The 21,174-nt window shown below is 63.3% G+C and carries 19 protein-coding genes; 6 read left to right on the top strand and 13 right to left on the bottom strand.

Annotation, left to right across the window (positions count from 1 at the left end; translation table 11 throughout):
• Window positions 1-116 precede the first annotated feature (116 nt).
• The 4 genes from tnpC to AC1DIO_RS32730 all read right to left on the bottom strand — a co-directional run bounded on the left by tnpC (window position 117) and on the right by AC1DIO_RS32730 (window position 3,439).
• Window positions 117-1,736, bottom strand: a complete 1,620-nt coding sequence (tnpC, locus tag AC1DIO_RS32715; protein WP_476854711.1) for an IS66 family transposase — start codon at window positions 1,734-1,736, stop codon at window positions 117-119.
• A gap of 92 nt (window positions 1,737-1,828) precedes the next feature.
• Complete coding sequence (tnpB, locus tag AC1DIO_RS32720) at window positions 1,829-2,176, bottom strand: IS66 family insertion sequence element accessory protein TnpB (RefSeq protein ID WP_441493345.1); 348 nt, start codon at window positions 2,174-2,176, stop codon at window positions 1,829-1,831.
• The gene (tnpA, locus tag AC1DIO_RS32725; protein ID WP_441493346.1) at window positions 2,173-2,553 is read right to left on the bottom strand and encodes an IS66-like element accessory protein TnpA; all 381 of its coding nucleotides are present in this window, start codon (window positions 2,551-2,553) and stop codon (window positions 2,173-2,175) included. The genes tnpB and tnpA overlap by 4 nt, the downstream gene beginning before the upstream one ends.
• 34 nt (window positions 2,554-2,587) lie before the next feature.
• Window positions 2,588-3,439, bottom strand: coding sequence for a glutathione S-transferase family protein (locus AC1DIO_RS32730; protein WP_476854703.1), 852 nt, complete (start codon window positions 3,437-3,439; stop codon window positions 2,588-2,590).
• A gap of 617 nt (window positions 3,440-4,056) precedes the next feature.
• Here AC1DIO_RS32730 and AC1DIO_RS32735 point away from each other — a divergent pair.
• From AC1DIO_RS32735 to AC1DIO_RS32745, 3 genes are all read left to right on the top strand, one after another.
• Window positions 4,057-4,995, top strand: coding sequence for a formylglycine-generating enzyme family protein (locus tag AC1DIO_RS32735; RefSeq protein WP_476854712.1), 939 nt, complete (start codon window positions 4,057-4,059; stop codon window positions 4,993-4,995).
• Window positions 4,996-5,134: 139 nt separating this feature from the next.
• Window positions 5,135-6,751 carry an arylsulfatase gene (locus AC1DIO_RS32740; protein ID WP_476854713.1) on the top strand — a complete coding sequence of 539 codons (1,617 nt, stop codon included), beginning with the start codon at window positions 5,135-5,137 and terminating at the stop codon, window positions 6,749-6,751.
• Window positions 6,752-6,919: 168 nt separating this feature from the next.
• Window positions 6,920-7,711 carry a hypothetical protein gene (locus tag AC1DIO_RS32745; protein ID WP_476854704.1) on the top strand — a complete coding sequence of 264 codons (792 nt, stop codon included), beginning with the start codon at window positions 6,920-6,922 and terminating at the stop codon, window positions 7,709-7,711.
• A gap of 188 nt (window positions 7,712-7,899) precedes the next feature.
• Here the strand turns inward: AC1DIO_RS32745 and AC1DIO_RS32750 are convergent, their stop codons facing one another.
• Window positions 7,900-8,088, bottom strand: a complete 189-nt coding sequence (locus AC1DIO_RS32750; protein ID WP_441508267.1) for a hypothetical protein — start codon at window positions 8,086-8,088, stop codon at window positions 7,900-7,902.
• A 348-nt stretch (window positions 8,089-8,436) separates the two neighbouring features.
• Between AC1DIO_RS32750 and AC1DIO_RS32755 the strand changes: the two genes are divergently transcribed.
• Window positions 8,437-9,228, top strand: a complete 792-nt coding sequence (locus AC1DIO_RS32755; protein ID WP_476776288.1) for a phytanoyl-CoA dioxygenase family protein — start codon at window positions 8,437-8,439, stop codon at window positions 9,226-9,228.
• Window positions 9,229-9,627: 399 nt separating this feature from the next.
• On the opposite strand, the gene AC1DIO_RS32760 is transcribed toward AC1DIO_RS32755, so the two are convergent.
• From AC1DIO_RS32760 to AC1DIO_RS32770, 3 genes are all read right to left on the bottom strand, one after another.
• Window positions 9,628-10,260 (bottom strand): OmpA family protein, encoded by a 633-nt coding sequence (locus AC1DIO_RS32760; RefSeq protein ID WP_441508269.1) that lies wholly within the window; start codon window positions 10,258-10,260, stop codon window positions 9,628-9,630.
• 2 nt (window positions 10,261-10,262) lie between these two features.
• The gene (locus AC1DIO_RS32765; protein ID WP_441508270.1) at window positions 10,263-10,763 is read right to left on the bottom strand and encodes a hypothetical protein; all 501 of its coding nucleotides are present in this window, start codon (window positions 10,761-10,763) and stop codon (window positions 10,263-10,265) included.
• A gap of 438 nt (window positions 10,764-11,201) precedes the next feature.
• Window positions 11,202-12,425 (bottom strand): M20/M25/M40 family metallo-hydrolase, encoded by a 1,224-nt coding sequence (locus tag AC1DIO_RS32770; RefSeq protein WP_476854705.1) that lies wholly within the window; start codon window positions 12,423-12,425, stop codon window positions 11,202-11,204.
• A 292-nt stretch (window positions 12,426-12,717) separates the two neighbouring features.
• On the opposite strand from AC1DIO_RS32770, the gene AC1DIO_RS32775 reads away from it, so the two are divergent.
• A complete protein-coding gene (locus AC1DIO_RS32775; protein WP_476854706.1) occupies window positions 12,718-13,620 on the top strand; it encodes a GNAT family N-acetyltransferase in 903 nt (300 codons plus the stop codon).
• A 91-nt stretch (window positions 13,621-13,711) separates the two neighbouring features.
• Here the strand turns inward: AC1DIO_RS32775 and AC1DIO_RS32780 are convergent, their stop codons facing one another.
• The 4 genes from AC1DIO_RS32780 to AC1DIO_RS32795 all read right to left on the bottom strand — a co-directional run bounded on the left by AC1DIO_RS32780 (window position 13,712) and on the right by AC1DIO_RS32795 (window position 19,431).
• Window positions 13,712-15,268, bottom strand: a complete 1,557-nt coding sequence (locus AC1DIO_RS32780) for a SpoVR family protein (RefSeq protein WP_476854707.1) — start codon at window positions 15,266-15,268, stop codon at window positions 13,712-13,714.
• A gap of 11 nt (window positions 15,269-15,279) precedes the next feature.
• Window positions 15,280-16,584, bottom strand: coding sequence for a YeaH/YhbH family protein (locus tag AC1DIO_RS32785; protein ID WP_441508274.1), 1,305 nt, complete (start codon window positions 16,582-16,584; stop codon window positions 15,280-15,282).
• 18 nt (window positions 16,585-16,602) lie between these two features.
• On the bottom strand, window positions 16,603-18,552 hold the full coding sequence (locus tag AC1DIO_RS32790; protein ID WP_476854708.1) for a PrkA family serine protein kinase: 1,950 nt from the start codon (window positions 18,550-18,552) through the stop codon (window positions 16,603-16,605).
• Window positions 18,553-18,795: 243 nt separating this feature from the next.
• Window positions 18,796-19,431, bottom strand: coding sequence for a TlpA family protein disulfide reductase (locus AC1DIO_RS32795; protein WP_441508276.1), 636 nt, complete (start codon window positions 19,429-19,431; stop codon window positions 18,796-18,798).
• 137 nt (window positions 19,432-19,568) lie between these two features.
• On the opposite strand from AC1DIO_RS32795, the gene AC1DIO_RS32800 reads away from it, so the two are divergent.
• Complete coding sequence (locus AC1DIO_RS32800) at window positions 19,569-20,375, top strand: TlpA family protein disulfide reductase (RefSeq protein ID WP_476854709.1); 807 nt, start codon at window positions 19,569-19,571, stop codon at window positions 20,373-20,375.
• Between the two features lie 149 nt (window positions 20,376-20,524).
• Here AC1DIO_RS32800 and AC1DIO_RS32805 read toward each other — a convergent pair whose 3' ends face one another.
• Window positions 20,525-20,767 (bottom strand): hypothetical protein, encoded by a 243-nt coding sequence (locus tag AC1DIO_RS32805; RefSeq protein ID WP_441508278.1) that lies wholly within the window; start codon window positions 20,765-20,767, stop codon window positions 20,525-20,527.
• Window positions 20,768-21,174 lie beyond the last annotated feature (407 nt).

Below are 21,174 nucleotides of genomic sequence, written 5' to 3' on the forward strand. Positions count from 1 at the left end.
GTCCTCCTGGTCCATTTCATTGGCCACGTCCCACAGCCAGTCCTCGTCCTCACCGAGCATTTCGGCGACGCGGGCAATGGTATGGACATGGTGGACCTTGTTAACCGGGGCCAATGTCAGGCCGCCGCCGCAGCGATGGCGGATGCTTTGGGCATCCAGTTCCAGGGCAGCAAGTCGTCGATCCGATGAGCTGGATGCGTGGCGATCCTGGCCAGAACGTCGGCGAGCCAGGCCTGAGGATCGACGTCGTTCATCTTGGCCGTGACGATGAGGCTGTACATGGCGGCAGCGCGTTGACCTCCCCGGTCTGACCCGCAGAACATCCATGATTTTCTTCCAAGAGCGATGCCGCGCAGCGCGCGCTCGGCTGCATTGTTCGACAAACACACCCGCCCGTCATCCAGGAACAGGGTGAAGGCTGCCCAGCGCTTGAGGATATAATCGATGGCCCTGGCGAGGTCGTGGCCGCGGGAGAGCTTGGCGCGCTGTTCGCGCATGTAGACCGCAAGCGCATCGACAAGCGGCTTGCTCAGGTCCTGGCGAACTGTCCGGCGCTCCAGCGCATTCTTGCCGTTGATCGGCCGCTCGATCTCGAACAGGGCGTCGACGCGGCGCACGACCTCGATCGCTATGGGAGAGAGGGCGATCGTCTTCTTGCCCGCAGCCTGCCGCCGGGCGTTCTCCTCAAGATCGGCCATGGCGAAGAACGGGCGCCTGGCGTGAACCCAGCACCCTGCTTCCAGGATCCGCCCGGGACTTCGCTCAGGCAGATAGAGCTGGCGATACCCATCGAAGGCGTCGGCCTGGAATAGCCCGGCATATCCGGCCAGATGGGCTTGCGGATGCTCGCCCTTGCGGTCGCGGGAGTAATAGAACATCGCCGCCGGCGGCGATGCCCCACCGAACGGCCTGTCATCGCGGACGTAGACCCAACATCGTCCCGTATCGGTCTTGCCTTTGGCCAGAACCGGCACGGTGGTGTCATCGCCGTGCAGGCGTTCAGCCGCCATGACATGCGCTTCAACCCGCCTCAGAACCGGGTCGAGTGCCGCGCAGCCCGACCCCACGGCGTCGGCCATGGTCGAGAGGCTGACCGGTACGCCTTCCAGGGCATAGCGCTCGGCCTGTCGGTTCAAGGGCTGATGCTGGCCGAACTTCTCGAACAGGATCATCGCCAGCAGGTTGGCGCCGGCCCATCCCCTGGGGATCACGTGGAAGGGGCCCGGCGCCTGGCTGACCTTCTCGCAATCCCGGCAGGTGAACTTCTCCCGCACGGTTTCGATCACCTTCCATTGGCGGGGGACCGCTTCCAGAGTCCGGGTTACATCCTCGCCCAGCTTGCGCAGTCGGGTTCCGCCACAGCAGTCGCATGCCGTCGGAGGATCGATCACCACACGCTCGCGCGGCAGGTGATCGGGGAAGGTGTTCCGTTCGGGGCGCTTGCGGGTGAACCCTGCCACAACCGTGGCCTTGGCCACGGCAATTTCCGCAGCCAGCTCATCCTCGGTGGCACTCGCTTCCAGTTCCTCGAACTGCAGCGCCAACTGGTCGATGAGCCGTTGCGACCGTTCGGAGCGAGGGCCGTAGATCTGCCGCTCCAGCTTGGCGATCCGCAACTTTTGATGGGCGATCAAGGCCAGATCTTCGGACGCCTTCGCGCGCGCCACCGCCAGGTCCGCGGCCACGTCCCGCGTCTTCRCGCGCTCGATCGTCAGCGCCGCTTTCAGCGYGTTGATATCGTCCGGCAGGTCGGCAAGAGCGGCGTCCACGACAAGAAGTGAATCATGAATCCCACCCGCTGACTCCTAAAAAATGAAGCGTCCCGACCTTATCCGGCGCTGCTTGGCCGCCAGCTGTGCCGCGGGTTCCGCCAGTCGATACCGTCGAGCATATAGGCCAGCTGCGACGCCGAGATTGCGACCACGCCGTCGGCCGGCGACGGCCAGATAAAGCGGCCCTTCTCCAGCCGCTTCGCATAGAGCGACATGCCCAGGCCGTCGTGCCAAAGGATCTTGATCAGATCGCCCCTGGCGCCTCTGAAGACGTACAAATCGCCAGCGTGCGGGTCCCGGCCCAGCGCCTCCTGAACCTGAAGCGCCAGCCCCGTCATCCCCCGGCGCATGTCGGTCCGGCCGACCGACAACCACACCCGCACGTTCGACGGAACCGGGATCATCGCCGCCCAATGACAGCGACCACGCGGGCCAAGGCCGCACCATCGACGCTCGCATCGACGAGGATGCGCACGTCGTCAATGATGATTTCCATACGTCCGGCTCCAGCCGAACAAGCCGACCGCTCCAGCGCCGCAGCCGCCTCCGGGACAATGATCGCCGCCGCGAAGCCTGGCTCGTCTATCTCCGATAGGCGGCCTGCACGGGCCAGCTTGCGCCAGGCGAAAAGCTGGCTGCTCGACAGTCCATGCCGCCGAGCCGTCGAAGATGCCGCTCGGTGACCAGAATAACTCTCCGCGACGATCCGGAGCTTCTCTTCCGGCGTCCACCGCCGCCGCGAYCCCGTCGTGATCACTTCAAGCCGAGAGAGCTTCGGCATAGGCGTATGACTATCCATACGCCTATTTCTTCACTCAGCACGCGCCACCGCAAGGCGGCCCACGCCGAAGGGCTACGCAGAGGTTCGGGTAATCGACAATGCGGCGCAGGTTGCACTTGAAGTGTCCGACATAGACCGGATCGAACCGAATGAGCGTGGTGAACAGGCGGATATCTGCCTCGGTCAGGTCGTCTCCGAGCAGATAGCGCCGTGCCTTCAGCCGCTCCTCTAGCCAGTTCAGTGTTTCGAACAAGGGCCCGATCGCTTCTTCATAGGCCTCCTGGGTTGTCGCGAACCCGGCGCGATAGACACCATTGTTGACGGTGTCATAGACCCGCGCATTGATCGCATCGATCTCCTCGTGCAGCGGCGCGGGATAGTAGGCCCCGGGCAATGCGCCGAGATGGTCGAACGCCGTTCCCAACATCCGAATGATCTCGGAAGACTCGTTGTTGACGATGGTGCCGGTCCGCTTGTCCCACAGGACAGGAACCGTGACCCGGCCGGTATAGTGGGGATCGGCAGCGGTGTAGACCTGATGCAGATACTGCGCGTGATTAACCGCGTCGGGAACGACCCCGGGGCCTGCCTTGAAGGTCCAGCCGCGTTCGAGCATCAGCCAGTGCACGACCGAGATCGGAACAAGCTCTTCCAATCCCTTCAGGGTGCGCATGATCAGGGTCCGGTGTGCCCAAGGACACGCCAGGCTTACGTAGAGGTGATAGCGATCAGGCTCCGCGGCAAAACCACCAGCGCCGCTTGGGCCAGCCGAGGCGTCAGGCGTCACCCAGTTGCGAAATGCGCTGTCCTTCCGGATAAAGCGGCCGCCGGTTGACGATGTGTCGTACCATTGGTCATGCCAGGCACCATCTATCAGCAAACCCATCTCGGAATTCCTTCAAGATTGGTGTGGCAGCAATGCCTGCGGGTTCACCCTTCATTGAAAGGTTCGCCGTTTCGCGCCGCCCATGGAAGTGAGGTGGAGACTATCCATAATCGGCTGGGTTGGCTGTTTTATCTTGGGCGCCTTCCACAGCGAATGGATCCTGCGTCCGGCCCTGACGAGGGCGGTGAATTTCGGTCGATGGCAGCCAAGCCTTTCTGGCTATGGCAACAAACCCCCTGGGCAAGGAGAGGTGATCGGAGTTCATTCGCACACAGTAGACACCCGCGAGAAACATCTCTAGCATGGGAGGCAATGCAGTAATTATTCTGCAATTTAATTGTAACTCGTAATATCTAATTTTGATTATAGATTTGATTTATAATTTATCTTGTCATTTACTTGTCGTTTTCCTGTCATTTAATTGGATTCTAAAAATTACCTTGAAGTAAGTGCCGCGATTGTCTCGTGTTGTCATTCTCTGACTCTAGAACAGAATTGCTCCAATTCTCCAAAGAGTGCCTGCCATGCGTATCCTCGAAATCGCCGACGGACAGCCATCGACCTCCCGCGATCAACCGCATGTTTCCCCCGATGCAGGAACAGCGCCGCCACCAGGCATGAGCTCCATCCCCGGCGGCACCTTCCGCATGGGCTCGGACCGGCACTACCCCGAGGAGGCTCCGGCGCATCGCGTCACCGTCGACGGCTTCTGGATGGACCGGACCCCGGTGACCAACCGGCAGTTCAAGGAATTCGTCAGGGCAACGGGACACGTCACCTTTGCCGAAGTAGTGCCCGATCCCAAGGACTATCCCGGCACGCTGCCGCATATGCTCTATGCCGGCTCGCTGGTCTTTGCGCCGCCGACGAGGCCGGTCGACCTGCGCGACTGGAGCCAATGGTGGAACCTCACCAAGGGCGCGAACTGGCGTCGCCCCTACGGCCCCGGGAGCAATATCAACGCCCTCGACAACCATCCGGTCGTTCATGTGACGTTCGCCGATGCGCTCGCCTATGCGCGCTGGGCCGGCAAGGCCCTGCCGAGCGAGGCGGAATGGGAATTCGCAGCGCGGAGCGGGCTCGACGGCGCCGAATATGCCTGGGGGGAGGAGCTCACGCCCGGCAACCGGCATCTGGCGAACACCTGGCAGGGCAACTTCCCGCACGAGAACAGCAACCAGGACGGTTTCGAGCGCACCTCGCCGGTCACCGCCTTTCCGCCCAACGGCTATGGCCTCCACGACATGATCGGCAATGTCTGGGAATGGACTGAGGACTGGTACTCGGCGCGGCACGAGGCCGACGCGGCGAAAGCCTGCTGCATCCCGGTGAACCCGCGGGGCGGGCGGGAGGCGGCAAGCTATGATCCCGGACAACCGGAGATCAGGATTCCACGCAAGGTGATCAAGGGCGGCTCGCACCTATGCGCCCCCAACTATTGCCGCCGCTATCGCCCGGCCGCGCGCCATGCCGAGCCGGTCGACACCTCCACCAGCCATGTCGGTTTTCGATGCGTCTGGAGACCACCGTCCGATCCAAAGCAGCCTGAGGAGTGAGGTCATGCCTGATTGCCTGCAGCTTGATGAAAGAGACTGTTCCACGGCCAGGGCGCTGGAGCGGTTCGGAGCCTGGCGCGAGCGCTACAGCGCGGCGCTGTTCGGAGCGACCGCACTCACATCGCTCGCCTTCAGCGGGATGGCGGCGGCCCAGCCGCAACCAGCTCCGGCGCCGGCGACGCAGCAGCGACCGAACATCATCATGATCGTGTCGGACGACACCGGCTATGGCGATCTTGGCCCCTATGGCGGCGGCATCGGCCGCGGCATGCCCACCCCCAACATCGACAAGCTGGCGGCGGAGGGAATGACGTTTTTCTCCTTCTACGCGCAGCCAAGCTGCACGCCCGGCCGCGCCGCCATGCAGACGGGCCGMATCCCGAACCGGAGCGGCATGACGACCGTGGCCTTCCAGGGCCAGGGCGGCGGCTTGCCGGCAGCCGAGTGGACGCTGGCCTCGGTGCTCAAGACAGGTGGCTACAAGACCTTTTTCACCGGCAAATGGCACCTGGGAGAGGCCGATTACGCACTGCCCAATGCCCAAGGCTACGACGAGATGAAATATTGCGGCCTCTATCATCTCAACGCCTACACCTACGCAGACCCGACCTGGTTCCCGGATATGTCACCCGAGCTTCGGGCGATGTTCCAGCGGGTAACGAAGGGAGCCCTGTCGGGCAATGCCGGGCAGCCGGCGCGCKAGGAGTTCAAGATCAACGGCCAATATGTCGACACGCCGGTKATCAATGGCGCCGAAGGCGTGGTCGGCATCCCGTTCTTCGATGGCTATGTCGAGAAGGCGGCGCTCGACTATCTCGACCGCAACGCGAATTCGCCCGAGCCGATCTTCATGAGCATCAACTTCATGAAGGTGCACCAGCCCAACATGCCGCATCCCGACTACATCCATAAGTCGATGTCGAAGAGTAAATATGCGGACTCCGTCGTCGAGCTCGACGCGCGGATCGGGCGGATCATGGACAAGGTGCGCAGTTCCGGCCGTGCCAACAACACGCTGGTCTTCTACACCACCGACAACGGCGCCTGGCAGGACGTCTATCCCGATGCCGGCTATACCCCGTTCCGCGGCACCAAGGGCACGGTTCGCGAAGGCGGCAACCGCGTTCCCGCCATCGCCTGGATGCCGGGCAAGATCGCACCCAACTCCAAGAACCACGAAGTGACCGGCGGTCTAGATCTGATGGCGACGTTCGCTTCGGTCGGCGGGGTGCGGTTGCCGACCCAGGATCGTGCCAACCAGCCGATCATCTTCGACAGCTACGACCTGTCGCCGGTGCTGTTCGGGACCGGCCCTTCGCCCCGCAACGAGTGGTTCTACTTCACCGAGAACGAGCTCTCTCCGGGTGCGGCACGCATCGGCAACTACAAGGCCGTCTTCAACCTGCGCGGCGACAACGGCGCCCCGACCGGCGGTCTGGCGGTGGACAGCAATCTCGGCTGGAAGGGCGCCGAGAAATATGTCGCCACCGTCCCGCAGGTCTTCGACCTCTGGCAGGATCCCCAGGAGCGCTACGACATCTTCATGAACAACTATACCGAGCGCACCTGGACGATGGTGACGATCTCCGAGGCCATCAACAAGCTGATGAAGACCTATGTGCAGTATCCGCCCCGCAAGCTGCAGAGCGAGAGCTATACCGGGCCGATGACGCTGTCCGACTATCAGAAATTCCAGAGCGTCCGCGACATCCTGTCGAAGGAGGGTATCAGCATCCCGCTGCCGTMGGGCAACTGAACACGGCCCCAGGTCGGCTGGCCGGGCCAGACGAGGCCCGGCCGAAATCGTCGCAGCAATGCTCGATTCAGGGCTCGATTGAGCCGACCCTTTTGAATCCGCATGCCCCTCGATGACGATCGTGCCAGCGGGGAAAGATACGACGAGACGAACGATCCGAGGCGTCCAATGGCTGAGAGTGTTCATCCCCTTGACGGGTCGCAACTGGCCCGGATCGAGCCCGGCGACCGCCTCGTGGTGCTAGCCCGGACGATACAAGCGGATCCCGGAGCGGAAGCCGAGCTCGAGGACCGCGTCGTCGACTGGGCGCGCTTTGGGGAAACGTGCCTCGGGCAGGCGCTGTATCGGCACCGCTCCGTGTTTCGGAACGCTTCGGAAGCGGCTGTCTGGAGCCATCTCGAACTGAGCTACTTCCAAGATATCGTTCCTGCCGACGCCATTCGCGAACTCGTGGTCAAGCAGCAACCGCCGCAGATCCAGGTGCTGCGCGCGGAGATTCTCCTGACCACCCCCGCGGCCTTCGTCCTGCCGCGAAACTGGCAGGGCTCAGCCGATCGGCCCGAGCGGCAGGTGTCGCTGGAATATATCGAGGTGGGCGCTCCCTCTCTCGGCCAATACCGTGAGATCATGCGGAACTATATCGGGCCGGCTGCTGCGAAGCTCGTCCAGGCGAACAGGATCGGGACGTTCCGGACCATGGAGACGGCGGCCGTGCTCTACCGTGATCCGGCGCTGCGGATCGACTGGAACCAGATTCATCTCTGCGAAGTGGAGGCCGACGGCTTCAACGGGTTCGGCCAGGAATTCGATGCCGCGCTCCGCGAGGTTTCGCCGGATGGCGGCTTTGCGGCCGTCTTCGCCGGCCTCKACCGCATGCGCACGATCCCTCGTTGGACCTTCAACGATCCCGTGGTCGAGGCTGACGCTGCGCTCGGACGGGTAGGCACGGCGGAACCATGAGCGGAGTCCGGCCCGGGACGTGCGCGTGCCGGCGCCGCCTCATCCCGCAAACCGCCGGCAAAGGGGGAGCCGTGGACGGTTGACCGTCAACGGCGGACGGAAACGAGGCCGGCGCGGCGGGGAAAAGGCAGGTCATCGACCGCGTCGCACCCGGAACACCTGACGAGGGCGCGTTTCGGGACGGGCTCTCAGACGTTGTCCAAACGCGCCTTGGCACCAAGGTAACCCCCGTCCTTGCCCTTGGCCCAGTCGAGGGCAGATGCTTCAGTCCACTTGCCATCGGCGAGCGGCATGTGACGCGTGACGTCAGGATGGTTCAGCAGAACCAGCCCGTCGGAGGTGGGGATGTCGGCAAAACAGTGGAGGGTGAAGGCCATAGCCTCCTCCCTATCACGATGGCCGGTCGAGGCGAGCACTGACTAGCCTGTCGAGACGGCCGTCGGGAATCCTGCAACGGCTCGAGACCGGGTCTTGAGCAGTTTGATCCGGAGCGACCGCTTCCGGGCGATGACTCGGAGTTACCTCTTGGCGCCTTGACGGGGAAGAGCCGGGCAATGGTGACCTTGAGGCTGCCCTTGTTGCCGTGGTAGGGGGGCTCGTCATGATGTTCGCCTCCACGTTCTTTCCCCTGATCTGAACGGCCTCAAGCCGTCCGGCGCCTTCGCGCCGATCAGATCAGATCAAAACGGCTTCGCTGATGCGGCAGCCGAGCGGAGAAACGTGCAATGCCCAATAATGCGCAGATTGGCCTGACATCCCGTCAGGTCCAGAGCTTCATCGACGACGGATTCGTCAAAATCGAGAACGCCTTCAGTGCCGACCTTGCAAGACAATGCCGGGATGAATTGTGGGCAGATATCGGCTTGTCGCCCAGCAAGCCGGAAGGCTGGACGCGACCGGTCATCCGGGTGAGCTCGAAATCCTCGCCTGCTTTCATCCAGGCGGCCAATACGCCGCCCCTGCACAAGGCCTTCGATCAACTCGTCGGCGCAGAGCGTTGGATCGCCCCCAGGGGGCTTGGGACCTTTCCGATCCGGTTCCCCTCGACGGAGGCGCCGGGGGACGACGGCTGGCATGTGGATGTGAGCTTTGGCCTGGACAATCCGGATTTCATGGAATGGCGAGCCAATGTGAGGAGCAGCGGACGAGCCCTGCTCATGCTCTTCCTGATATCGGATGTCGGGCCCGACGATGCTCCTACGAGAATTCGCCGGGGCTCGCATGCCATGATTGCGCGGGAGCTTCTGCCCTACGGCGAGGCGGGAGCCACACTCCGGCAGCTCTCCGCGAACGGCTACGCCTCGACTGCGGATTGTGTGGTCGAAATCGCAACCGGAACGGCGGGCACGGTCTATTTATGCCACCCGTTCCTGGTCCATGCAGCGCAACCCCATTGCGGCCAGCATCCGCGATTCATGGCGCAGCCGCCGCTGTTGCCACGGGGCGAGTTTGATCCGTCCTTGCCTCCCTCGCCAGTTCAGATCGCCATCCGTCAAGCCTGCGGGTTGACCTTCTGATCCCGGCGTCCGGGGCCATGCTGCGGCTCCGGGCGCCTAATCTGCCTTGGCAGCCTCCGGTGTTTCCCAAAGCGGACGCCCGTAGCGTCCGGCAAGCGTCGGGAGCGGATGTCACCCCGCCCGATTTCGGATGTCAGCGTCCGAGCAAGGCTCCAATATCCAATTGTGGTCGCCTGATCAGATCATCGGACCGGATATCGTATCCAGATCCGATGATCTAATCCTTTGTCTTTGCATCGGATTTCCCGGAAACCGCAATCCACTTTTCGGGCCGCTGCTCTAGCAGGCGCTCGGAATGTCGCAGCGGGGCGGAGGTTTCTGAGCGACAGGCCATTCGGCCGTTTCGCCGGAAGCCGGGAGCGGGCCGACGCGTTGCCGTCGGCCCGCAGATTCCATTGTCTACTGCTTCGGCATAACGAACTCGACGCGTCGGTTCAGGGCACGCCCTTCGGGATTATCCGCTCCGGTCTTAAGCGTATTGGGTTCGATCGGACGCGTATCGCCGAGCGCTTTGACCGAAAGCCGCGCTTTATCTGCTCCGTGTCTCACAAGCCATTGCGCGACGACCTGAGCCCGCCGAAGGGACAGTTCCTGATTATACCGAGCAGACCCTTTTGAATCCGTATGCCCCTCGATGACGATCGTGCCAGCGGGGACAGATGCGACGAGACGCGCGATATCGGTGAGTGTCGGTTCGGCAGCCGACCTGATGTCGGCCCTGTCGAAATCGAACAGGATATCGCCCGTCATCGACAGCCTGACGGTCGTCGCATCGTGTCGCACGGAAAGACCACCGTGCCGGGCGGCAAGTCCGCCGGCTTTCGCCGACAGATCAGATACCGCGCTGTTCAAGTCGGAGGGGAGTCCCTTCAGATCCAGAACCGTGGCCTTAAGATCCAGAACCGTGGCTTTGAGATCGCGTATTTCGCGATGGTGAGGTGGCTCTTGCGCAAACGAGCCACGTGTCGCTGCCAGAAACACGATGATCGCGATGCAGGAGTTGGTGATGCAGGACTTGGTAGCGCCGGCCATGGCTATCGGTCGGTGATTTTGATCGCGTCGAGCGTCTCGACACCCGGGATCGTCAGCGACACGTCCGTGACATCCTTCGGTGGAGCAGGGAACCTGCCATGCCATGAGCCGGCGATCGGAGAATCCTTGTTGGCCTTGATGACCAGGTTAGGATTTGTCAGCGGCTTGTCGTTGCTATCTGTCAGGAGCAGGTATTTCTTGTTGCCGGCAAGAACATAGAAGCTGTTTTCATAAGCATCCTTGCTGATCGAATCATAGAGTCGTTCCAGCTTGTTCGTGGCGATTGGCTTGAAGCGAAGCTTGATCGTAAGGACATCGCCGGCGCGGGTAGCTTCGACGACTTGGGCTTCGGCGGCCCCGCCATCGGTCAAGCCAGTGGCCAAGGGCGCGACAGAATTGGCCTCGGCTTGTGTTTGGGCAAATGCCGTTTGAACGAATCCAGCTGTTGCCAGGAAGGCACTAAAGGCACAGGCGGTCATGGTAATTCTTGTCACTTTTACCATGTCAATCCTCTTTAATTTCAAAATTGCAGGCAGGGCGTACGAATCGCACTACGAATCTCCATAGCCGGCTTGCGTGGAGGCAATGTGGCTGCCTCCAGGCATTTGCCCGACGATCGGATTGTTAATTTCAGAAAAATCATTGCAAATACAGTGGGTTAGTTAATCGACTTGATCCGGTTTCCTGTCCGGTGATCGAAGATTCCMATGACGCCCCGAGCTGGCGCTAAGCTTCCTTCCGAAGCAGCCGGCCGAGCCCAAAGCCTGGCTTGGGTGGGACGCTGCMGTTAAGGGGCAGAGCCGACGGTGCCGCGATGATCGAAGACGCGACATCCTCCACGCGCAAGGCGAGTTCGTCTCTTGCGCCATTCTGTCCGCGCAATCGCAACCGGTCGAGCAGCACGATCAAATGCAGCGGCAACGACCGGGCGACAGGACCGTTCACGCGGCAGGGAAGCCCGCCGTGGCCAGGATCGTGGCAAGGCTCGCCGTCATGCCCGATATGCTCGCTGTCTTTTCGACATCGATCCACTCGCCGAGGGAATGGGCCCTGCCGCCGGTGCCGCCCGAGCCGATCTTGATTGCCGGGATGCCGAGGCTCATCGGAATATTTGCGTCGGTGGAGGAGGCTTCGTGCCTGGGCGCAAAGCCATGGGCCCGAAGCGCTGCGGTCGCATATTGCACGATATCGGCGTCCACCGGCGTATTGCCTGCGGGGCGGTCGCCCAAGGCCTTGATTTCGACTGTGATCGCGCCCTCGCTGGTCGAGCGGGTCTCGTTCTCCTGGTCCACCGCCGCAGCCACGATCTCGCGGCAGCGCGCGTCCAGCCTGGCAAGCTCCTCGGCCGATTCCGAGCGCAGGTCGATATCGACCCAGGCCTCCTCGGGGATGGCGTTGACGGATGAGCCGCCGCCGACGATGGAGGCACAGAATGTGGTGCGGGGTGTCGCCGGCACCTGGATGCGGCCAAGCTCCACGATCGCCTGGGCCATGGCATACATCGGGTTGACGATGCCGAAGGCCTGGAAGCTGTGCCCGCCCGGCCCCTTGAACCTGACGGAATAGCGCTTCGAGCCGACGCCGCCGACGACGATCTTCTCCACCTGCGGACTGTCGACGGTGATGAAGGCTGCGATCTTGTCGCGATACCGGCCCTTGCTGAAGAGATGGCGGACGCCGCGCAGGTCGCCGAGCCCTTCCTCGCCGACATCGCCCACGAACAGGATATCATTGCGGGTCCGGACGCCGGMGGCGTCCATCGCGCGCACGAAGGCCAGGAGCACGGCAAGGCTGCGGGTGTCGTCGCCCACGCCCGGCGCATAGAGCTTCGTGCCCTCGCGGCGCACGGTGACATCGGTTCCCTCAGGGAAAACCGTATCGAGATGCGCKGCGACCACGATCAATCCGCCGTTGCCGGTGCCGCGCCAGAGGCCCATCACATTGCCGATCTCGTCCTGCTCGACATCCTCCAGGCCATGCGCCTGCAGCATCTCCAGATAGGCGGCGGCGCGCTTCTCCTCCTTGAAGGGGGGCGCGGGAATCTCGGTCAGCGTGATGATGTCGGCAATGGTGCGGTCATGCTCGGCCTCGAGCACCCTGACCGCCTCCTTGAAGGCCGGATGGTGGGTGATCGCGGCAATTTCAGAGGCGTGATCGCGCTGCACTGGCATTTCCTCATCATGCGGTCTTCATGACCTTCAGAACTGCGCCACGTCTGCCTTCAGCCTCGGTGCGGCGCAAGCGTTCTCCCCCGGGCGGCACGCGTGGCGCCATTGCGCCGGGCTCAAGGCGCGCACGGGCTTTTGACGGTCAGGCCGGCCGGGAAGGGCGCACGACCAACTCAGCCATCAAGCAGGCGCGCGAAAGAGCGGGCCTGCGGCAGCGCGATGGCATTGGCCTTGTCAGCCGGAGATTCGATGCCAAGACTGATCTGAATTGCTCTGACGGAGCTGTCCCATGTCACTCGTCTACAGGCCGGCCCGCGCGCAGGATTTGGCGACGGCTGATGCCCTCGTCGTTGCCAGCATCAATGATCTGACCACGCGCCATGGTTTCGGCCCGATGGCGACGTCGAGCGCTCCCAATTTTCAGCTGTTTTCACTCAAGGACGCTCCCGACGGCCTATGGGTCGCGGAGGATAACGGTKAGCTTCTCGGTTTCGCCTGGAGTTGGGTATGCGGGAATGTCTGGTTTCTTGCCCAGCTATTCGTCGATCCGGGCCAGCAGGGACGTGGCATCGGCAATGAATTGATGAAGTTGAGCCTGGAGCATGCCCGCAAATCAACTGCTGCTCACAAGGTCCTGATCACCTTTACCTTCAACAGGGTCTCGCAGGGGCTCTACATCCGGCATGGCCTCTTTCCAAGGATGCCGATCTATTTTCTCAGTGCGGCGCGGGAGCGGGTGATGCAGGGACTGCCAGAGCTGGCGTTGCAGAGCATCCCGATCGACGGCAGCGCTGCGACCCTGGAGAGGCTGGCCGAGATCGATATCCGTGCGATCGGCGTCCCGCGAGAGAGGCATCACCGCTACCTGCTCGACGACCCGGCAACCATGGGGGTCTTGCTCTGCGCCGGCAACGATTGTCTCGGCTACTGCTATGTCACGTCCAGCGGGCATATCGGACCTCTCGCCGTCAGGGAGGTCGACGACCTCGGAGCTGTCTTTGCGGCGGCATTGAGGATAGCGGCCGACAGGCCCTGCGAGACCGTATCGGCGTTCCTGCCCGGCACATGCGAAAGCGCGTTGAGCCTTGCCGTCAGTCAGGGCATGCGCATCACCTTTCCCATGCTGCTGATGGCGTCGCAGGGCTATGGGACCTGGACGCGATACCTGCCGCGCAATCCGGGCTTTATGTGATCATGAGCACCTGCTTCTGATGAAAGCGTTGGAACGGGCTGACTCAGCGGCCTTGAGGGCGTGGCACAAGGCGCGTCCCGGTGCCTATGAGCTATAGCGATCCGTCAAGCTGACGGCTGGACCGTTCGAAGACCGTGACCCCCGTCTGCGCGTCAACGCCTTCCAGGCTGACCTCATAGCCCCATAGCTCATGGACATGCCGCAGCGTCGCATCGCAGCCGGCGCTTTCCAGCAGGATGCCGTCATTGACCTTGTGCTGCAGGCGCAGATGCCGCTGGCCGAGCAGGTCCACATCCACGATCTGGATGTCCGCATGGCTCGCCCCGATGTCGTATTTCTGGGCCAGGGCCGTGCGTATGGACGCGTAGCCGCGCTCATTATGGATCGAAGCCACGCTGTAGAACGAGTCGTTCGCGGCGTCGGAAAGCAAGAACAGCCGCCACTTCCGGATCAGGGCCGGGCTGAGATACTGGCGAATGAAGGATTCGTCGCGGTGGTTGGCCCAGGCGTCCAGCAGGATCGTGCGCCAGTCTCCGGTTCCCGCGATCTCGGGAAACCAGTCGCGATCTTCCGCGGTCGGCTCGGTCACGACACGCTGGATGTCCTGCATCATGTCCAGCCCCAGCGCATAAGGGTTGATGCCGGAAAAGCGGGGATCGTCGAAGGCTGGCTGGAAGACGACGTTCGAGTGGTTGCGCAGGATTTCCAGCATGGCGCCCTCGCTGATCCGGCCGCGGTCGAACAGCGTATTCAGGATCGTGTAATGCACGAAGGTTGCGCAGCCTTCGTTMATCACCTGCGTCTGCCGCTGGGGATAGAAATACTGCGCGATCACCCGGACGATCCTCAGGATCTCGCGCTGCCAGGGGTGGAGGATCAGGCTGTTCTTCTCCAGGAAATAGAGCAGGTTCTCCTCGGGGAGATTGAGCGCCCTTTTCCGTTCGGCGATCGAGGCCTCGCTCTCGTCGGGCTTGGCGTCGTCCACCAAGCGCGGGACCGTGCGCCATAGGTCGTTATAGGAACGCTCTTCGTATTCCAGCCGCTCGCGAAGCCCCTCGCGGTGCCTGTCGGATGAGAGCCGGGGAGGGCGGCGATAGCGGAACACGCCCTGTTCCATCAGCGCATGGGCGGCGTCGAGAATGGCCTCGACCGCCGCAACGCCATGCCTTTCCTCGCAGCGGGCGATGAAGCCCTTGGCGAAATCGAGATAGCCGAGGATCGCGCCCGCATCGGCCCATTGCTGGAACAGGTAGTTGTTCTTGAAGAAATGGTTGTGGCCAAGGGCAGCATGCGCGGTCACCAGGGCCTGCAGGGCCATGGTGTTCTCTTCCATCAGATAGACGATGCAGGGATTGGAGTTGATCACCACTTCATAGGCKAGGCCGCGACCGGCCTTGCGATAGAGCAGTTCCTGGCGGAGGAAGTGCTTGCCGAAAGACCAGTGGCGATACATCAGCGGCATGCCGATGGATGAATAGGCATCGAGCATCTGCTCTGAGGAGATGATCTCCATCTGCACCGGGTAGACATCGAGCCGGAGCTCTTCCTTCGCAACCGCCTCGATGACGTCGTAGACATGCGACAAGGTCGCGAAGTTCCAGTCCGAGCCGGAGAACAGCAGATCGGATCGGGGCGTTTGCCTCGCCATCGGCGCTTCCCTCACTTGCGCAACTGCGCCGGTTGGCGGGTAAAGAGATGCCGGAAGACCGGGTAGATGTCGGCGGCCCGAGCGATGCGGCTCATGCCAAAATTCGGCCATCTCTCCTTGACCGCGAGATAGGCGCGCCAGAGCGAGGTGCCGTTGTCCGTGGAGCCGAAGATCTCGCTCTCGCGTTCGTCGATGATCTCGACATAGGCAAAATACTGGCACAGGCGCATGATCTCGCCATCCATCAGTTTGAGGCAGCGCCTGGAGTCGGTCGCGAGGTTGTCGCCGTCCGACGCCTGGGCGGCGTAGATGTTCCACTGCCGGCTGGGATAGCGCTGCGCGATGATGCGCTGCATCTCCTCCAGCGCCGTGGAAACGACGGTGCCGCCGCTCTGCATGCTGAAGAAAAAGGTGTCCTCGTCCACCTCCTGCGCCACGTGGGTATGGCGGATGAAGACGATGTCCGTGCGATCGTAGCGCCGCTTCAGGAACAGATGCAGCAGGACGAAGAAGCGCTTGGCCAGGTCCTTCTCGCGTTCGCCCATCGAGCCTGAGACGTCCATCAGGCAGAACATCACCGCGTTCGCGTTGGGCCGAGGCTGCGCGTCGAAGCGATTGAAGCGGATATCGACCGGGTCGACGAAGGAAATCACCCGGCGCCGGCGCTCCAGCCGGTCGAGTTCGGCGCGCAGGGCTGCGACGTCGGCGTCGGCGCCGCCTGGCTCGTCGGCCTCGATCCTGGCCAGTTCGCGCAGGATGGCCTCGACCTCCTCGCGCCTGGGCCGCTGGAGGGCGATGCGGCGGCCATGGCTGTTTCGCATGGTGCGCGCGATGTTGATGTTCGTCGGCGAGCCGCTCGCCGAGAAGCCGGCCCGCCGCGGCTTGAAGGCGACGATCTCCTTGAGATTGAGCTTGACCATGTCGGGAAGTGCGAGATCTTCGAAGAACAGATCGAGCACCTCCTCGCGCGACAGCACGAAGCGGAAATCGTCCTCGGAATCCTCCAGGCCGGGCGACGATCCCGATCCGCCGCCCCGGCCCGGCTTCGGCATCCTGTCCCCCGGCGCGAAATGCCTGTTTCCGGGCAGGACATGCTGGCGCCGGCCGCTGTCCCCGGCATCGCGGAAGCGCGGCTCGCTCGTGCGCTTCGCCGGGAGCGAAACGGCGTGCGCCCCGTCTGCATCGGCGATCTTGCCGGCCCGGATCTGTTCCTGGACGCTGCGCTTCAGTTCCGCGCGGACGCGGTGCAGAAAGCGCTGGCGATTGCCCAGGCTCTTGTCCTTCGGGTTCAGGCGGCGGTCGATGAAAATCGGCATGGCACGCTCCGGCCGCGTTCAACCCGCCTTGTTCACACGCATGTACCAGTCCACCAGGCGCCGGACCTGGCGCTCGGTATAGCCACGCTCCACCATGCGCTGAACGAAGCCCTGGTGACGCTTCTCGGTCACGCTGTCCTGCTTCGAGCCGAAGCTGATGACGGGCAGCAGATCCTCGACCTGACCGAACATCCGCTTCTCGATCACCTGGCGCAGCTTCTCATAGCTGGTCCAGGACGGGTTGCGGCCATTGTTCCTGGACCGGGCGCGCAAGGTKAACTTCACGACCTCGTTGCGGAAGTCCTTGGGATTGGCGATGCCCGCCGGCTTTTCGATCTGCKACAATTCAGTGTCGAGGACCTGCCGGTTGAGCAGCTGGCCGGTATCGGGGTCCTTGTAGTCCTGATCCTCGACCCAGGCGTCGGCATAGGCGATGTAGCGGTCGAACAGGTTCTGGCCGTATTCGCCATAGGATTCCAGATAGGCTTTCTGGATCTCGTGGCCGATGAACTCGGCATAGCGCGTCGCGAGCTCCGACTTGATGAAGTCGAGATAGGCCGCTTCCGTCTCCTTGGGGAATTGCTCGCGCTTGATMGCGCCTTCCAGGATGTACATCAGGTGCACCGGGTCGGCGGCCAGTTCCCTGGTGTCGTAGTTGAAGGTCTGCGAGAGAATCTTGAAGGCAAAGCGCGTGCTGACGCCGGTCATGCCCTCGTCGACCCCGGCGGCGTCGCGATACTCCTGGATGGCCTTCGCCTTTGGCTCCACTTCCTTGAGGTTCTCGCCGTCATAGACGCGCATCTTTGTATAGAGCGGCGAGTTCTCGAACTCGGCCAGCCGCGTCGAGACCGAGAAGCGGCTGAGGATATCGAGCACTTCCGGCGTGCAGGGGCTGCCGGCCAGTTCACTCTCGCGCAGCAGTTTCTCGTAGATCTGCCGCTCTTCGGTGACGCGCAGGCAATAGGGCACCTTGACCACCAGGATGCGGTCGAGGAACGCCTCGTTGTTCTTGTTGTTCTTGAACTGTAGCCATTCGGACTCGTTGGAGTGCGCCAGAACGATGCCCTGGTAGGGAAAGGCTCCGAAGTTCTCGGTGCCGTTGTAGCTGCCTTCCTGGGTCGCGGTCAGCAGGGGATGCAGCACCTTGATCGGCGCCTTGAACATCTCGACGAATTCGAGCAGGCCCTGCGTCGTCCGGTTCAGCCCGCCGCTGTAGGAATAGGCGTCCGGGTCCGACTGGCTGAAGTTTTCGAGCTGGCGGATGTCGACCTTGCCGACGAGCGTCGAGACATCCTGATTGTTCTCGTCGCCTGGTTCGCTTTTCGCGATGCCGACCTGCCGCAAGCGCGAGGGGTTCAGTTTGACGACGCTGAACCCAGAGATATCGCCCGAGAGCTCGTCGAGCCGCTTCGCCGCCCAGGGCGAGATCAGGCCGGTCAGTCGACGCCGCGCGATCCCGTACTTGTCCTCGAAGAGATCGCCCATCCGATCGGGACGGAACAGGCCCAGAGGCGATTCGAAGACCGGGCTGATCCGGTCCCCGACCTTGAGCGTGTAGAAGGGGCGCTCCTCCATCAGCTTCTTCAGCCGCTCGGCGAGGGAGGATTTGCCGCCGCCGACGGGGCCGAGCAGATAGAGGATCTGCTTGCGCTCCTCCAGGCCCTGCGATGCGTAGCGGAAATAGCCGGCGATCCTCTCGATCGTATCCTCCATGCCGAAGAAATCGGTAAAGGACGGGTAGAGCTTGACCGTCCGATTGGAGAATATCCGGCCGAGGCGCTCGTCCTGGCTCGTATCGAAAAGCTTTGGCGCGCCGATCGCGTCGACCATCCGCTCAGGGGCGGAGGCATACATCGATTTGTCTTCGCGGCAGGCCAGCAGGTATTCCCGCAGGCTCATCTCCTCCTGCGAAAAGCTTCGATAATCCTCTGAAAATAAACGGAATACATCGCCGTCTCTCTCGATCATGGCAACCATCCCAYGTCGTCGGAGGTTGTCGACGACAGCCCCCGAACATTCAACCGATGACGGTCTCGCAAGTTCCTGCCCCATGGCACTTTGATGCCAGGCGGAGGGCCTCGAACGGCGAGCGCGCCGCGCGGCCTGGTGCGGGTCGAGACCTCGGTCTTTTCGTTCGTCCGCCTGTTCTTCGGGCATCTCCCATGACGCCGAAGCCAACAGGCTCCAGTATGCGGGCGCAGTGCGTCCTGGTCAGCCCTCGCGCGCGAAATAGTGCATGAACCGGATCGCCTCCGGCGTGCCCCAGTCCGCCGCGCCGGCGAGATGGCCGGCCGTCCTGCCCCTGGCATCGACGACATAGCTCATCGGCATCCCGTAGAGCTGGAAGGGCGTCTGCACCTGCGATTTCGGTCCCGACGCGACGAGGCCGTCGCGGTCGATGAAGCTCGCAAAGCCGCGCAGTCCCAACCGGTCGATGAGCCGTCGGGCAGCGGCCGCGTCGCGGTCGATCGAGACAGGGACGACGGCGAAACCGAGATCGCGTCTCTGCTGCAGGCGATGCAGGATCGGCAGCTCGCGAAGACAGGGCGGGCACCAGCTCGCCCAGAAGGCCACGAGACAGGGACGGCCACGATAGCTGGCGAACGACCGGGGCCGGCCGTTGAAATCCGTGAGCGAGATGGCCGAGACATCCTCGCGCGGGTCGAGTTCGATGAATTGCCCGCCGGCTTCGGTCACGAAGGGCGGCGGAGCCGCCAGCGCCCGCGGCGGCAACAGCGAGATCGCCCCGGCCGATCCGCCCAGCAGCAAGCTGCCCAGCAGGACCTGGCGGCGATGCAGGATCGGGCTCGCGGGCCCGCTGTCCTGCCGGATGTCGTCTTGCGTCATAGCGATGCCTTGCTCTCTTGCCTACGAAGCCCGAGAGGAAACTGAGCTTAAGCTTGGCTTAAGGCGCCCGCCCGATGCAGCCGGAACCGGCCCTCGGATCGGCCGGCCTTATCGCGCGAGAGCAGGAGCGCAATCGGATGAATGCCGTCAGCATCGGTCCCTTCGTCTTCGCGCCGGACCGCTTCGCCGCGATCCTCGCGATCGCGACCCTGCTGATGGCAGCCGCGCTCCTGTCCAGGCGGTTTGACGCGCGTTTGAACGCATGGGCGTCGTCGGCGGTCCTTGCCGCGATCGTCGCTGCCCGCCTCGGCCATGTCGTCCTGCATTGGTCGAGCTTTGCGCAGGAGCCATGGCGCATGCTGGCGATCTGGCAAGGCGGATTCTCGATCCCCGCCGGGCTGCTCGGGATGGCGCTCGTAACCGCATTCTACGGTCGATCGGTTCGCTTCGCCGCCGGTGCAGCCGGGGCAGTGCTCGTCGCCGGCCTCGTCGGACTGGTGACGCTGGAGCTGACGAAGGCGACCTATGGCCAGCAGGCGCCGGCAACCCGCATGGCCACCCTGGACGGCGCCCTCCGCTCGATCGGCGATTTCGAGGGCAAGCCGCTCGTCGTCAATCTCTGGGCGACGTGGTGCCCACCCTGCCGCCGGGAGATGCCGATGCTGGCGCGCGAAGCGGCCGAGCGGGCGGATGTCGGCTTCCTCTCCGTGAACCAGGGCGAGAGCGCCGAGAAGATCCGGAGCTATCTCTTGGCCGACCGGCTGACGCTCGATCATGTCCTGCTCGATGCCGCCATGGCCCTCTCGCGCCATTACGCGGCGCCTGGGCTGCCGGTGACGCTGTTCCTGCGCCGCGACGGCACGCTCGCCTCGCTCCATACGGGCGAGATTTCGCGGGAGGCCCTGGCAGCCGGTATCGACGGCATCATGGCGGAGACGCGCTGAGCGATCCCCCTGGCCGCCCTCTGTCCTGATTCAGGCTGGCACCAGCACCACCTTCGCAACCCTGGGGACGCGATCGTGCCGGGCGATCACGTCTGGTTCCGCGTCCCAGCGATGAGCGGGAACGCCTCAGGCAACCGGCCGGCAAAGCGTCACCGTGCCTGGAGTCTCCGGTAGCCCGCGATCAGGGCCGCGGCGGCGGCGTCGATCTCTGCGGCAGCGCTGAAGCGGCCAAGCGAGAGCCTGACGGCGCCGAGCGTCGGGGCGGGCCCGTCCTCGTCGGCCTCGATAGTCCGTCCCGCGCGAACGAGCAGGCACCGGCTCGTGGTGATCAGGTCGGCCGGGGAGGGAGCTTGCGGGCGGCCCGCGCCGGTGGTTTCCGCGCCCAAGATCATGGCCCCGGTCTCAGGGGGCGCCTGGGTCGGGGGACAATCTGCCAGCCTTCTGGCCAAGCCGCCAACAGGGAGACTCGACCCCATCACGACCTTCAAGCATCGATATGCGAGGTCCGCAAAAGGGTGGTTTGCTGACCTATCGCGTCGTCGAATTTAACGTCATGCGCCCAAGCTGCTTGCCGCCTGATAGCAGAGCGCTGCAACCCGGCTCGGTCGCCGGAAGGCGCTAGCGGCGAACGCCGACCCTGTTGACACCCCCGTTGCGATTTCCCGGACGAGGCGCGGTGACGGCTCCGACCCCGACGGGCCGAGCGACGAGGCGCACACCGGGCCGCGCGACGCATCCGGCGGGATAACCAATATAGCTACAATAAACGACGGCATTTGCGACTTCCGTTGTCGCGGCA

The organism is Allobosea sp. 05T439, from assembly GCF_056396005.1.

Coding starts and splice junctions, on each gene's coding strand:
- AC1DIO_RS32765 (WP_441508270.1), bottom strand. CDS start 10,763: ATGGTAAAAGTGACAAGAATTACCATGACCGCCTGTGCCTTTAGTGCC.
- AC1DIO_RS32760 (WP_441508269.1), bottom strand. CDS start 10,260: ATGGCCGGCGCTACCAAGTCCTGCATCACCAACTCCTGCATCGCGATC.
- AC1DIO_RS32755 (WP_476776288.1), top strand. CDS start 8,437: ATGCCCAATAATGCGCAGATTGGCCTGACATCCCGTCAGGTCCAGAGC.
- AC1DIO_RS32750 (WP_441508267.1), bottom strand. CDS start 8,088: ATGGCCTTCACCCTCCACTGTTTTGCCGACATCCCCACCTCCGACGGG.
- AC1DIO_RS32785 (WP_441508274.1), bottom strand. CDS start 16,584: ATGCCGATTTTCATCGACCGCCGCCTGAACCCGAAGGACAAGAGCCTG.
- AC1DIO_RS32795 (WP_441508276.1), bottom strand. CDS start 19,431: ATGACGCAAGACGACATCCGGCAGGACAGCGGGCCCGCGAGCCCGATC.
- tnpB (WP_441493345.1), bottom strand. CDS start 2,176: ATGATCCCGGTTCCGTCGAACGTGCGGGTGTGGTTGTCGGTCGGCCGG.
- AC1DIO_RS32735 (WP_476854712.1), top strand. CDS start 4,057: ATGAGCTCCATCCCCGGCGGCACCTTCCGCATGGGCTCGGACCGGCAC.
- AC1DIO_RS32730 (WP_476854703.1), bottom strand. CDS start 3,439: ATGGGTTTGCTGATAGATGGTGCCTGGCATGACCAATGGTACGACACA.
- AC1DIO_RS32800 (WP_476854709.1), top strand. CDS start 19,569: ATGAATGCCGTCAGCATCGGTCCCTTCGTCTTCGCGCCGGACCGCTTC.
- AC1DIO_RS32805 (WP_441508278.1), bottom strand. CDS start 20,767: ATGATCTTGGGCGCGGAAACCACCGGCGCGGGCCGCCCGCAAGCTCCC.